Origin of the sequence: Novosphingobium sp. FSW06-99 (assembly GCF_001519065.1) — a bacterium.
Lineage (GTDB): Bacteria > Pseudomonadota > Alphaproteobacteria > Sphingomonadales > Sphingomonadaceae > Novosphingobium.
In genome coordinates, this window is sequence record NZ_KQ954252.1 from 392909 (window position 1) to 406243 (window position 13335).

The 13335-nt window shown below is 65.2% G+C and carries 10 protein-coding genes; 2 read left to right on the forward strand and 8 right to left on the reverse strand.

The annotated features are described in order from the left end of the window. Positions 1 to 54 precede the first annotated feature (54 nt). Entirely contained in the window at positions 55 to 606 is a 552-nt protein-coding gene (locus tag AQZ49_RS04355) for a hypothetical protein (protein ID WP_067613274.1), read from the forward strand. On the opposite strand, the gene betC is transcribed toward AQZ49_RS04355, so the two are convergent. The 7 genes from betC to AQZ49_RS04390 all read right to left on the reverse strand — a co-directional run bounded on the left by betC (position 607) and on the right by AQZ49_RS04390 (position 9671). After that, positions 607 to 2136: a choline-sulfatase gene (betC, locus tag AQZ49_RS04360; protein WP_067613276.1), complete on the reverse strand. Its 1530-nt coding sequence runs from the start codon at positions 2134 to 2136 to the stop codon at positions 607 to 609. Between the two features lie 91 nt (positions 2137 to 2227). Continuing rightward, entirely contained in the window at positions 2228 to 2863 is a 636-nt protein-coding gene (locus AQZ49_RS04365; protein WP_067613278.1) for an N-carbamoylsarcosine amidohydrolase, read from the reverse strand. Continuing rightward, positions 2863 to 4050 carry a CaiB/BaiF CoA transferase family protein gene (locus tag AQZ49_RS04370; protein ID WP_231738764.1) on the reverse strand — a complete coding sequence of 396 codons (1188 nt, stop codon included), beginning with the start codon at positions 4048 to 4050 and terminating at the stop codon, positions 2863 to 2865. Before AQZ49_RS04370 ends, AQZ49_RS04365 begins: the two co-directional genes overlap by 1 nt. A 3-nt stretch (positions 4051 to 4053) precedes the next feature. Then, complete coding sequence (locus AQZ49_RS04375) at positions 4054 to 5940, reverse strand: hydantoinase B/oxoprolinase family protein (RefSeq protein WP_067613281.1); 1887 nt, start codon at positions 5938 to 5940, stop codon at positions 4054 to 4056. Positions 5941 to 5953: 13 nt separating this feature from the next. Beyond that, complete coding sequence (locus tag AQZ49_RS04380; protein ID WP_067613284.1) at positions 5954 to 8002, reverse strand: hydantoinase/oxoprolinase family protein; 2049 nt, start codon at positions 8000 to 8002, stop codon at positions 5954 to 5956. A 53-nt stretch (positions 8003 to 8055) separates the two neighbouring features. Beyond that, entirely contained in the window at positions 8056 to 8964 is a 909-nt protein-coding gene (locus tag AQZ49_RS04385) for a hydroxymethylglutaryl-CoA lyase (RefSeq protein ID WP_067613286.1), read from the reverse strand. Beyond that, the gene (locus tag AQZ49_RS04390; RefSeq protein WP_082701333.1) at positions 8964 to 9671 is read right to left on the reverse strand and encodes a GntR family transcriptional regulator; all 708 of its coding nucleotides are present in this window, start codon (positions 9669 to 9671) and stop codon (positions 8964 to 8966) included. Before AQZ49_RS04390 ends, AQZ49_RS04385 begins: the two co-directional genes overlap by 1 nt. Positions 9672 to 9841: 170 nt before the next feature. On the opposite strand from AQZ49_RS04390, the gene AQZ49_RS04395 reads away from it, so the two are divergent. After that, positions 9842 to 12358, forward strand: coding sequence for a TonB-dependent receptor (locus AQZ49_RS04395; protein WP_067613288.1), 2517 nt, complete (start codon positions 9842 to 9844; stop codon positions 12356 to 12358). A gap of 6 nt (positions 12359 to 12364) precedes the next feature. On the opposite strand, the gene AQZ49_RS04400 is transcribed toward AQZ49_RS04395, so the two are convergent. Then, positions 12365 to 13330: an alpha/beta fold hydrolase gene (locus AQZ49_RS04400; RefSeq protein ID WP_067613289.1), complete on the reverse strand. Its 966-nt coding sequence runs from the start codon at positions 13328 to 13330 to the stop codon at positions 12365 to 12367. Between the last annotated feature and the right edge of the window lie 5 nt (positions 13331 to 13335).

Genomic DNA, 13335 nt, shown 5'->3' on the forward strand with positions numbered 1-13335 from the left:
CGCGCCTTATGACGCATGGGGTGCATGGTCGGATTGCACGGGACACACGACGCGATGCTGCCACTTTTTCCGGTCGGCCTGATGCTGGCGACCACGTTGACCGTCGACAAGTCCATCGCGGACGAGGTGGGGCCCGACCCGCTGGCGCCGGCGCGTTCGGGCCTGGTGCAATGCTATGATCCCGATCCCGCCAGCCACACCTGCCGCTTGATCGCGGCCTATCGCCGCGCGTCCGACGGCGCGTGGACCAAGATTGCCACGGTGATGCCCGACCCGGTCCAGCCGCTGACGGTGGATATCGAAACCCCGGTCGCGGTGCGCGCGGGCGAAGTGTGCGGCACGTTCGACCGCGATCAGGTGATGGCGGCCAAGCTGTCGTTCTACGAGCGGCAGGTGCCCGCCGATCACGCGCTGCCACTGCTGGCGCAGATTGCCGATGCCATGGCCGGCGCGTTCGGGCATGAGATCTGCACGCGCTTTGTGGCGCAGAACGGCGCGCTGGTGGCGCGCCCGCACATGACAGGCCTCGCCACCCATTTCCCCGACCAGCGTGTGATCTGGGTGCGACCCGATGGCGGCTATCGGGTCGCGCCGCGCAACGGCTGATCAGCGCACGCGGGGGAACCGCGCGGCGGCCTCCAGTTCTTCAAGATCCATGTGGTTGCGCACATATTCCGATGACGCATCGCGCGGCGGGGACCAGTCCCACGCCGTCAGGTGCCCGGTGGCATTGGCCTGCGCCACCAAAGTGCGGCGGCGCTGGCTGGCCAGCACTTGCGCGGTGATCGTATCGAAATCCCAGCGTTCGGCAACTTCGGCCCGAAACGCGGCGACCAGCGTGGCATGGGCCGGATCGGCGGCCAGATTGACCAGTTCGTCGCGATCGGCAGACAGGTCATACAACTGGTCGGGATCGACCGGGCAATGGATGAATTTCCACGGCCCGCGCCGGATCATCACGATCGGCGCCACCGCGCCTTCGCCCAGATATTCGCCGATCACTTCGTCGGCGCCCTGTTCGCCGATCAGCCACGGCACCAGGCTATGGCCATCGACCGGTGCGGCAAAGGTGGGCGCCAGCCCGGCCAGATCGACGCATGTGGGCAACAGATCGAGCAGCGATACGTTCTGATCGACCACGCGCGGGGCAAACCGGCCCGGCGCGCTGACCATGACCGGGATATGCGCGGCGCCTTCGAAAAAGGTCATCTTGTACCACAGCCCGCGTTCGCCCAGCATGTCGCCATGGTCGGTGCACACGATCACCACGGTGTTCTCGGCCAGCCCGGTTTCGTCGAGCGTATCGAGCACCTGGCCGATCTGTTCGTCGACAAAGCTGATCGCGCCGAAATAGGCGCGCCGGGCGGCCAGGATCTGCGCCGTGCTGACCGGGGTGTCGTCCATCGCCGAAACCGCGCGCAGCCGCGCCGAATGCGGATCGCGCGCGTCGGGCGCAATCTCGACACGGGGCAGGGGAATGTCGATCCCTTCGTACATGTCCCAATATTTGCGCGGGATGGCATAGGGATCGTGCGGATGGGTCATCGAGGCGATCATGAAGAACGGACGATCGTCCTTGTCGCGCACGATATCGTAGAGCTTGCGCCGGGTGGTGAAGATCACCTCTTCGTCATAATCGATCTGGTTGGTGCGCACCGCAGGTCCGGCGGTCAGCACCGAATCCATCGAATGGTACCAGTGCGGACGATGGTCGGGGCGGGTCCAGTCGGGGGTCCAACTGAAATCGGCGGGATAGATATCGGTGGTCAGCCGTTCCTCGAAACCATGCAACTGATCGGGGCCGACAAAATGCATCTTGCCGGTCAGGATTGTGCGATAGCCGCCCGCGCGCAGATAGTGCGCCACGGTGGGCGTGTCGGCGGTCAATTCGCAGGCATTGTCATAGCCGCCGATGCGCGACGGCAATTGCCCCGACAGCATCGAAAACCGCGACGGCCCGCACAACGGGCTGTTGCAATAGGCCGATTTGAACACCACCCCGTGTTCGGCCAGGCGGCGCAGATTGGGCGCAATCACCGGCGAATGGTCGAGCGTCGGCCCATTGGTCAGAAACGGCAAGGCCTGCGCCGTCATCTGATCTGCCATCAGCACAAGGATATTGGGACGGGTCGTCATGGCCGCACGCGCTCTCATCACAAAGTTGACTTGGAATGCACAACTTAGCGGCGCGGCGTGTGGGGGGAAGAATTTTCCCGCTTAATTTTGGCTAATGGCCCGCCTGCGCCAGCAAGGTCAGGATATCCGGCTCGCCCACCACTTCGGCATATTTGGCCTGCAAATCGAACAAGTTGGCCTCGTGCGGGGCGGCATGACGGTCGCCGCAGGCCTCGCGCACGACAAACGGGATAAAGCCGTGCTGGCAGGCATCGAGCGCGGTGGCGCGGATGCAGCCCGATGTCGAGGTGCCGCAGATGATCAGCGTGTCGATCCGCAGCGCGGTCAGCGTGGCGGCCAGATGGGTTGCGAAAAACGCGCTGGCATAGCGTTTGGTGATCACCAGTTCACCGTCGCGCGGGGCCAGCCGGGCGGGAAAGGCGCCCAGCGGGTTGCCGCGTTCAAAACAGCGCAACGCGGGCACTTTGCGAAAGAACACCCCGCCATCGGCGCCGCCCGGCGCATATTCGACATTGGTGAAGATCACCGGATGGCCGCATGCGCGCACCGCCTGCGTGACGCGGATGGCGGATTCCAGCGCGCTTTCGATCCCGGCATAGAGCGGCGATTGCGGCACCAGATAGGCATCGACCATGTCGACCACGATCAGCGCCGGTCGCTGGCCGAACGCCAGATGCCCGTCGAACGCGCCGGCATAGTTGGCCGCCAGGTCGGATGCCGGTGCCATCAGATCACCCCTTGCGCCGCAAACGCTGCCAGGTCTTCTCCGGTCAGGCCCAGCAGGTCGCCATAGATTTCGGCATTGTGCTGCCCCACGATCGACGGCGCCGCGCGGCGCACGCTGCCAGGCGTTGCCGACAGGCGCGGAAACACGCTTTGCATCTTCAGCGGGCCAAACCGTTCGGTGTCCACCTCGATGATCGCCTCGCGCGCCTGAAAATGCGGATCGGCCAGCATGTCGGGCGCACGATAGACCCGGCCTGCGGGGATCGAATACTGCGTCATCAGCGCATCGACCTGATCGACCGTCAGCGTGCGGGTCCACGCATCGATCAGGCGATCCAGCTCGTCCTGATTGGCGCCGCGCGCCAGATGCGTGGCAAAGCGCGGGTCGTGGCCCAGTTCGGGCTGCCCCATCGCCTCGGCCAGCCGTTGCCACAGCGAATCCTTGTTGGCGCCGATCATGAATTCGCCGTCGCGGCAGGTATAGACATTGGACGGGGCAATGCCTTTCAGCACCGAGCCCGACCGTTCGCGGATCAGCCCCGAACGGTCATATTCGGGCACCAGCCCTTCCATCACCTGCAGCACGCTTTCATAGAGCGCGGCGTCGATCACCTGGCCCTGGCCGGTGCGGCTGCGCGCGTGGAGCGCGGCGAGCACGCCCATGCAGCCGTACGTCGCGGTCAGCGTGTCGCCGATCGAGATGCCCATCCGGCTGGGCGGGCGATCGGGTTCGCCGACGATATAGCGCCAGCCGCCCATCGCCTCGCCAATCCCGCCAAACCCCGCGCGCGTGGCATAAGGGCCGGTCTGGCCATAGCCTGACATGCGCGCGATGATCAGCCCGGGCTGTTCGGCCAGCAGCACATCGGGGCCCAGGCCCCACTTTTCCATCGTACCGGGCTTGAAGTTTTCGATCAGCACGTCGGCATGCGTGATCAGCCGGCGCACCAGCGCTTGCCCTGCGGGCACGCGCAAGTTGGCGCTGACCGAACGCTTGTTGCGCGCGATCACTTCCCATTGCACTTTGTCGTCGCCCTGGCCCCATTCGCGCATTGGGTCGCCCGTCACCGGGGGTTCGACCTTGATCACCTCGGCGCCCATGTCGCCCAGCAATTGTCCGCAGAATGGCCCGGCCAGCAACTGGCCCAGTTCGACGACGCGAATGCCGTCCAATGCTCCCTTGGTCACGACTTACTCCGCTGCCGCAAGATGGGGCCATTGCGGCTGAACCGGGGCAGGCAGGCCGGTTTCATCCAGGCACGCCGCGCGCAACGCGGCAATATCGGGGCCAAAGTCAAACAGCGCCAGCGGCCCGCGATCGGTGCGGATCTGTGCGCGCAAGGTTTCGGTCGCGGCCGCATCGACGGTGCCCGTGGCATCGGCGACCACGCCATAGGCCAGCGCGCCGCCGCTTGTCACCAGACCTTCGCGGATTTCGCGGCCCACCAGCGCCGGATCGCGGTCGAGCGGATCGCCCCAGCCACCGCCGCCCCAGGTGATGAAGTGCAACTGGTCGTCGGCCTCGACCGCCAGATCCTCGACTTTGTTGCCGACGATCTGCATCGTGCCATCGGCCTTTTCCAGGATCTTGCGCGCCCGTCCGCCCGGTTTGCCGCCATTGACCCCCCAGGGCGGCACGAACCAGCGATCGTCGTGGATGGCGATGACCCCGGCGCTGAGAAAGCGATAAGTCATGTGGATGCCGTCGCCGCCACGATGCAGGCCCGCGCCGCCGCTGTCGGGCGCGCATTCATAGCGTTCGATGCGCAAGGGGAAATAGCGTTCGAGGAATTCGTTGGGCACGTTGGTAAAGCCCGGCCACAGCGAATGCCCGTCGGGCCCGTCGCCCATCGGCCGCCCGGGAATCCCGCCAAAGCCGATCTGGAACAGTTGGAACCATTCGCCCCCGCGATCGGCGCGGGTGTCGTTGCCCGCATAGAACAGGTGCGGGCTCGACGAAAATCCGGCGGCGTTGAGGAATTCGGGGGTCTTTTGCCCCAGCAACCCGCCCAGAATGTCGAAGATGCGGCCCAGTGCATGGGTGCGCCCCGACAGCGCTGCCGGAAACTTCGGCTTCAGCAGCGATCCTGCCGGAATGCGCACGTCGATCAGATCGTAGAACCCGTCGTTGAACAGGATCTGTGGGTCGAACACCATGATCATGTAGATGCCGAAGAACATCTTGAACATGTTTTCGTTGAGATAAAAATTGATCGAGGCGGCCGATTGCGGATCGGTACCATCGAAATCGAGCACCACCTGTTCGCCTTCGCGGTGCATCGTGCAGCGGATGCGATAGGGCCCGGCGCCCATGCCATCGTCGCAGATATAGTCTTCAAAGCTGACCGGTTGTTCGGCGATGGCCATGCCGATCAGCGCCTTCATCGCGCGGTGGTTGCGCGCCAGTAATTCCTGGGTGGCGGAAAAATAGACATCGTCGCCAAACCGTTCGGCCATTTCGATCACCCGCCGCGCGGCCACCCGGCAACTGGCGATCAGCGCATTGAGGTCGGCCAGGCACCAGTCGGGCTTGCGCGTCTGGTGTAGCACCAGTTTCAGCAGGTCGGCGTTGAACGCGCCCTGTTTCCACAGCTTGACCGGGGGAATGCGCACGCCTTCCTCAAAGATCGCATGCGCGTTGATCGGCATCGATCCGACCACTTTGCCGCCGATGTCGCTCTGATGTCCGAACATCGAGGTATAGCCGATCAGGCGCCCGTCCTTGAACACCGGCAACAGCACCAGCCAGTCGTTCGAATGGCTGATCGCGCCATCGACCGAATAAGGGTCGGACAGGAAAATCAGGTCGCCATCTTCCAGCGTGCCATCGAAATTGCGCAGGAACCCGTCGATGAAACTGCCGAACTGGCCAACGATCATCTTGCCGGTGTGATCGGCGATCAGCGGAAAGGCATCGCCCTGTTCGCGGATGCCCGGCGACATCGCGGTGCGCACCAGTGTGGCGTCCATTTCGATGCGCGCGTTGCGCAGCGCGTTTTCGATGATGTCGAGCGTGACCGGATCGATCGCCACGCGGTTGAACGGAACGGGGTTGGTCTGGACTATCGTTGCAGGCATCGTCGGGTGTCCTTCAGGCCAGCGTGATCAGGATATTGCCGCAAGCATCGACCGTGCCGACGCAGCCGGTTTCAATCAGGGTGGTGGAATCCATTTCGCACACGATGGCAGGTCCCTGGATCACATCGCCCGCGCGCAGCCGCGCCCGGTCATAGATTGCGCCGGTCTGTTCGCGCCCGTCCATCCACATCACGTGTTCGCGCATGAATGCCGCGCGGGGATTGCCGTCGCCGCGCGCGATCTGCGGCGCGGGCAGATCGGGCACCTGGCCCTGTGCCACCGCGCGCAGATTGACGATTTCGTGCGGGGTTTCCATGTTGAAGGTAAACAGCCGCAGATGTTCGGCGTCAAACCGCGCCAGGATGCCGCCCATGCCGTCGCGGCGCAGATCGTCGGCGGTGATCGTCAGCGGCACTTCGAATGCTTGCCCGGCATAGCGCACATCGACTTCGAACAGGCTCGACACTTCGGCCTCGGGCACGCCATCGGCGATCAGTTCGGCGCGGGTCTGCGCGGCCATCTCGTCGAGCACCGCGATCAGGTCTTCGGCGCTGGTCTGCGCCGCCAGCCGGGAAAAACTGCGCGCGGTTTCGGTGCGCATGCGCGTGGTGGCATCGCCCAGCGCACACAACACGCCGGGCGAAACCGGCGAAATCGCGGGCCAGCTTCCCATCAGGCGGGCCACCGCGTTGACATGCAGCGGACCCGCGCCGCCAAACCCCATCAGCGCGAAATCGCGCGGATCATATCCCTGTTGCACCGAAATCATGCGCAGCGCGCCGAACATGTTTTCATTGACGATATCGATGATCCCGCGCGCCGCCTCCATCAGGCCGATGCCCAGCCGGTCGGCAATCGTCTGCACCGCCGCGCGCGCGCCCGCGCGGTCGAGCCGGAACGTGCCGCCCAGCAGGTTTTCAGGCAGATAGCCCAGCACGACATTGGCATCGGTAACGGTCGGCGCGGTGCCGCCCTTGGCATAGGCGACCGGCCCCGGCACTGCGCCCGCCGATTGCGGCCCCACGCGCAAGGCGCCGGTCAGGTCGGGGACATAGGCGATCGACCCGCCGCCCGCGCCCACCGTCTTTACATCGAGCGCAGAGGCGCGCACCGACAAGTGGCCGACTTCGGTGGTGCGCTGGCGCCGGGGTTCGAGGTTTTCGATCAGCGCCACGTCGGTCGACGTGCCCCCGACATCGAGCGTCATGATATTGCGGATGCCGGCGTTGCGTCCCACCCAAATCGCGCCGGTCACCCCGCCCGCCGGGCCCGACATCAGGATGTTGACCGGCTGCGTCTCGGCCTTGTGCGCGCTCATCAGGCCGCCGTCCGACCGCAACAGCGACAGATTGCCCGCCATGCCCGCTTCGGCCAGCCGCGTGCGCAGATTGGCGACATATTTGCCGACGATCGGCCGCACCGCGGCATTGGCCACGGTGGTCAGCGTGCGTTCGTATTCCTGCATTTCGGGCAGGACTTCGTGGCTGAGCGAAACCGGCGCATCGGGCATGATCTCGCGCGCGATGGCGCCGATCCGCGCCTCGTGCGCGCCGTTGACATAGGCGTTGATCAGGCTGACCGTCACCGCCTCGACCCCCGCCGCCTTCAGCAGGCCAAGCTGGGTGCGCACATCGTCTTCATCGAGCGGGCGCACTTCGCGGCCATCGGCGCCGATCCGGCCCTTGACGGTGACGGTGTGTTCCAGCGCGGCGAGCGGTTGCGGTTTTGGCCAGATGATCCAGCCCGCCAGCCCGCCGGGGACAAAGCTGCGCGCGATCTGCATGATATGGCGATAGCCTTCGGTGGTCACCAGCCCGACTTTGGCGCCTTTGCCTTCCAGCACCGCGTTGGTCGCCACCGTCGTTCCGTGCAGGAAATAGGCGATCGCATCAGGCGCGATGCCCGCCGCCGCACAGATCGCGGTGACGCCGTTCAGGATGCCGACCGAACTGTCGTGCGGGGTCGACGGTGTCTTGTGGCGCCAGAAGGCACCCGTGCCGGTTTCGAGCAACAGCAGGTCGGTGAACGTGCCGCCCACATCGACACCCAATCGGTAACCCATGCAAAAACCCCCGCAAGATGTTGGATCGTGCCCCGGTCGGGGCCCTTTAGCTGCTATGACAGTTTCGGAAAGCGTGGCGCGCGGGCCACCATGCCCGGTAAAGTGCGATCCATCAGCGCGCCCAGCCAGTGGTTGGTATCGATCAGCGCGCCAAGGTCGAGCCCGGTGGCAATCCCTGCGCGTTCGAGCATGTAGACGACATCTTCGGTCGACACATTGCCCGAGGCACCGGGTGCAAACGGACACCCGCCCAGGCCGCCGATCGCGGCATCGACGGTAGTTGCCCCGGCCGCGATCGCCGCCCAGACATTGGCCAGCCCGGTGCCGCGCGTGTTGTGAAAATGCACCCGCACCGGGATCGGCGCGATCAGGTCTCGCACCTGAGCGACCAGCCGGCCGACATGCGCGGGATTGGCCACGCCGATGGTGTCGGCCAGCGCGATCTCGACCGGCCCGGCCTGCGCCAGCGCCGCCGCCATTGCCAGCACGCGCGCCTCGGCCACTTCGCCCTCGAACGGGCAGCCGAACGCGGCGGCGATGGTCACCTGGCCAGTGCGCCCGGCGCCCTGCGCCGCCGCGATGATCGCACGGGCGGCGTAGACCGATCCGTCGCTGGTCTGGTTCTGGTTGGCCATGGCAAATGTGTCGGTGGCCACCGCCACCGCGCCCAACTGATCGATCCTCCCGGTGGCGAGCGCGCGCTCGGCGCCGCGCTGGTTCATCACCAGCCCGATATAGGTCACATCGTCGCGGTCGGGCAAACCGGCGGCCACCGCGTCGGCATCGGCCATCTGCGGCACCGCGCGCGGGTTGACGAAACTGGTCACTTCGATCCGCCGTGCTCCGGCGGCAATGGCGCGGTCGATCAGCGCCAACTTGTCCGGCGTGCCGATCGCGGTTTTTTCGTTCTGTAGCCCGTCGCGGGGGGCGACTTCCAGAACTTCGATCGAATTTGTATACATTATGCCCTTGCTCCCAGCGACGGGATCATGCTTGCGGCGCCCTTGGCCTGGCCTGTGGTGCCGGTCATGCCGCGATGCGCATCGGCATAGGCGTGATAGGCGCGCAGGATATGGCTCGACATGATGGCATGGGCCCAGGCGCCATCGCGCCGGTCGAACGCGGCGATCAGTTCTTCGTGTTCGGACCATGACCGGCGCAGCTCGTCGGGGCCATAGTGGTGGGCGGTGCGCCACACCACCGGCTGTTCGACCAGCGAGCCGAGCTGGGCGACCAGGCGGCGCGATCCGGCCGCCTCCAGAATGCCTGCGTGGAACAGCCGGTTGCCTTCAAGAAAGGCGGTCACATCGGGGCGCGGCTGCGCGATGGCCTGTGCAATCCGGGCGTTTGCGGCGCGCAGACGGGCCAGCGAATCGGGGGTCATCCGTTCTGCCGCGCGGTGTGCGGCATAGGCTTCGAGCATGGCGCGCAGGTCGAACGCCTCGCGCACGTCATCGAGCGACCATTCGGGCACATAGCTGCGCTGCGTGTCGGTGCGCGCGACCAGCATGTCGGCCTCAAGCCGACGCAGCGCCTCGCGCACGGGGGTGCGCGAAACGCTGCATTTTTCGGCCAGGGCCTCTTCGCCCAGTTGTGTCCCGGCCGGCAGTTCGCCGGACAGGATCATGTTTCGGATCGCCGTATAGGCTCGGTCAGACGCGCGTGACATGCATTCTCCCAAGGAGCTTGACCTTTGGTATTTGTATACAATACTCTGCTCTCACGGCAAGCCCCGATCGTCCCGCCCCAAAACCGAACCGGGGCGGTGTGATCGCCACAGGGGGTGGCGGCGCCGTGCGTGCGGTCGCGCAGTACAGGGGCAATACAGGGAGGCAAGCAATGCGATTCTCACCGTGGCTTCAGACATCATGCCTATCACTCACCGCCGGGCTGACGCTTGCGGCGACGCCGGTGCTGGCGCAGCAGACGCCTTCGCCCAATCCGGCCGAGGATATCATCGTTACCGCGCGGCGCCAGAAAGAGCGTCTGCAGGATGTGCCCGCATCGGTTACCGTGCTGACCGCAAGCGAACTGGCCAACACCGGGGCCAAGCGGGCCGAGGATTTCACCCAGTTGACGCCGGGGGTGACGATCGTCACCGGCACGGCCGAGGCGGGCGACACCCAGATCAACATTCGCGGCATGAACGGTGCGCGCGATGCCGAAAGCTCGGTCGCGCTGGTGATCGACGGCATTCTCAAGACCAATGTCGCCGATCTCAACCAGGATCAGGGCACGCTGAGCCAGGTGGAAATTCTCAAAGGTCCGCAAGGCGCGCTCTATGGTCGCAACGCGGCGGCAGGTGCGATCGTGGTGCAGACGATCATGCCGACCGAGGTGACCACCGCGGCGTTCGATGCGTCTTATGGCATGTACAACACCACCGATGCCAAGGCGCATGTGGCAGGCCCGCTGACCGACCGGATCGGCTATGTCGTCTCGGCCTCGTTCTTCAACACCGATGGCTTCTATCACAATGAATACACGGGCAATTCAAAGACCGTGGATGAAAAGCGCAACTGGTCGGTCGACGGACGGCTGGTCTATGGCAAGGGCACTGACACCCAGCTCGATTTCAAGATGCGCTATGCCGAATTCCACGGCGCCTCGCTGCCGTTCAACGCCGCCTTCGCGCTGCCCGGTTTTGCCGCCTTCAACCCCACATTCGACGAGGATGTGAACCAGCATCCGTTCCATTTCTACAGCAATATCAAACCGACCAACGACCAGTACAGCTTTGACACCTCGCTCAAGCTTGATCAGCGGCTGACCGACACGATGAAACTGGTCGGCTGGGTGATGTTTTCCAACGTCGATCAAAGCCTGGAGGCCGACGGCACTTCGGCCGATTTCGGCCGATTCCTCAGCGCGGCGAACCCGGCGGCGCAACCGGCAGTAACGGCGTGCTTCACCTCGACTGCCGCACTGACCGGCTATCCGGTCAATTCGCCGGGCTTTGTCGGACCGACCCCGGTTCCGTTCCTGTTCGCCCCGACCACCGGATCGACGTTTGGCCCCTATAGCCCGACGACATGCGACGGCACGCAGTACCAGATCCGCCGCCAGCACGACATCAGCACCGAATGGCGGCTGGAATCGACCGGCAACGGACCGCTGAGCTGGCAGGTCGGCGCCTATTACCTGCATATCGCGCGCACCGTCGGGGTCAGCCTGGGCGGAGATGAAGGGCAGGGCATCCTGCCCAATCTGTACAACGCGCCCGATACCACCAACCCGACCACGCTGCTGCTGGCCGATCAGTTCGGCACCAATGTCTATGCCGGGTTCGCCTCGCTGGAATACAAGCCCACGCCGCAATTCACCGGCGGGCTGGCGCTGCGTTATGACAGCGAAAGCCGCAGCGCCGATCCGATCGTGCCGAACGTGGCCGATCCGTTCACTGGCGGGCCGATCAATCCGGGGCAGGCCTATGGCCCGCTGACCCCCGAACACGCGACATTCGGCCAGTGGGAGCCCAAAGTCACGCTGAGCTGGAAACCGACCGAGACGGTCAACGTCTATGGCGACTGGGGCATCGGGTTCAAATCGGGCGGGTTCAACAACCAGGGCTCGGCGGCGCTGATCCAGACCAATTTCGTCGACACGATCGGCGCCGACGTGCACATTTCGGATGAATACAACAAAGAATGGTCGAGCGCGTTCGAGGCGGGGATCAAGGGGCAGTTGCTCGACAATCTGGTCTCGTTCGATCTGGCGGGCTTTTACACCCAGGTCCACAACATGCAGTTCTTCGAATTTTTCGTCGGCAGTTTCGGCCTGCTGCGGGTGGTGTCGAACATCGATCTGGTCGATCTGGGCGGCGCGGAATTCAACCTCAACGTCAAACCGGCCAAGGGGATCAAGCTGTTCGGTTCGTTCAACTATACCGACAGCTCGATCAAGCGGAACAGCGCGCGACCTGAAACGGTGGGCAACGAATCGCCCTATACCGCCAAATACACGCTCAATCTGGGGGCCGAGGGCGAACATGCGGTGGCCGCATCGACCAGCGTCTATGCCCGGCTCGACTATCGCCTGACCGGGCCGACCTGGTTCAGCACGGTACAGAACAACACCGTTCCCACGCTGTTTTCAGGGTTGCTGCCCATTTCGGCGCTCGCGCTGCCGGCATCGGTGGGCAATGCCAATTTCAGCAAGGCGCGGCGCGATGCGTTCGGCATCGTCAACTTGCGCGCAGGCGTCCATGCCGGGGCCTATACCGTGTCGGTGTTTGCCAACAACCTGCTCGACAAACAGTACCTGAGCGAGGTGATCCCGGCGGTCGAATTCGGCGGCTCGTTCGTCTCGCCCGGCAGTCGCCGGCTGGTCGGCGTGGAATTGGGGGCAAAATTCTGATCGCGGCTATGCCCGCCGGGTTGCCAGGGCCCGGCTGGCGACGGCGGCGATCCACCGGGCGGTCGCCAGCGGCTGGGTGAACGGCAGCATATGGCCGCCGTCGACCAGCGTCAGGTCGGCCCCCGGAACCTGCTCGACGAACTGCTGCCCATGCAGGGCGGGGGGAAGAATGCGGTCGCCACGGCCAAACAGCACGTGGACGGGGCGCTCGATCGCGGCATAGCCCGCCTCGATCGCGGCCATCGCGGCGGGCACGGCCTGGATGTCGCGCGAGGCGCGATCGAATGTCTGCGGGCGATAGAGCAGCGCGCCGCCGCCCAGCGTGGCATAGTCATCGGGCATCGGGTCGGGATCGAACACCACCGATCGCGATGACTTGCCCATCAGGCGCCCGGCCGGGCCGACCACCAGCCAGCCGATCAGCGCACGCGCCACGGCCGAGCGGATCGTCAGGATGCGCAATGCCGATGGCGCATCGCGCCGCTGGCGGGTGAGCGGGGCAACCAGCGCCAGCCCGGCCACCAGATCGGGCCGCGCCTCGACCAGCGCCAGCGACAGGGCCCCGCCGAGCGAATGGCCAACCAGCATGACCGGTCCGGTTTCCAGCCGGACGAGCAGCGCCGCGACCATCGCCGCCTGGGCGTGCAGATCGGGATGTTGTCCACGCACGGTCGAATAGCCGCAGCCCGGACGATCGATCGCAATCACACGGAAGGTTCGCGCCAGATGCTCGACCAGCGCCGGGGCGAAATTGCGCAATTGTCCGCCTAGCCCATGGATCAGCACGATCGCCGACCCACTGCCCTGATCGGTATAGTGCAGTCGTGCGCCGGGGACATCGCAGAACCGCCCGATCGGCGGTGCCAGCCGCTCGGCGCGACGGGTGGCCATGAGCGTGACCAGCGCCGACGCGCCGGCGAGGCCGGACAAGGCCGCAGCGATATCGCCAAGAATTTCCGGGGTCCCGGGCATTACCG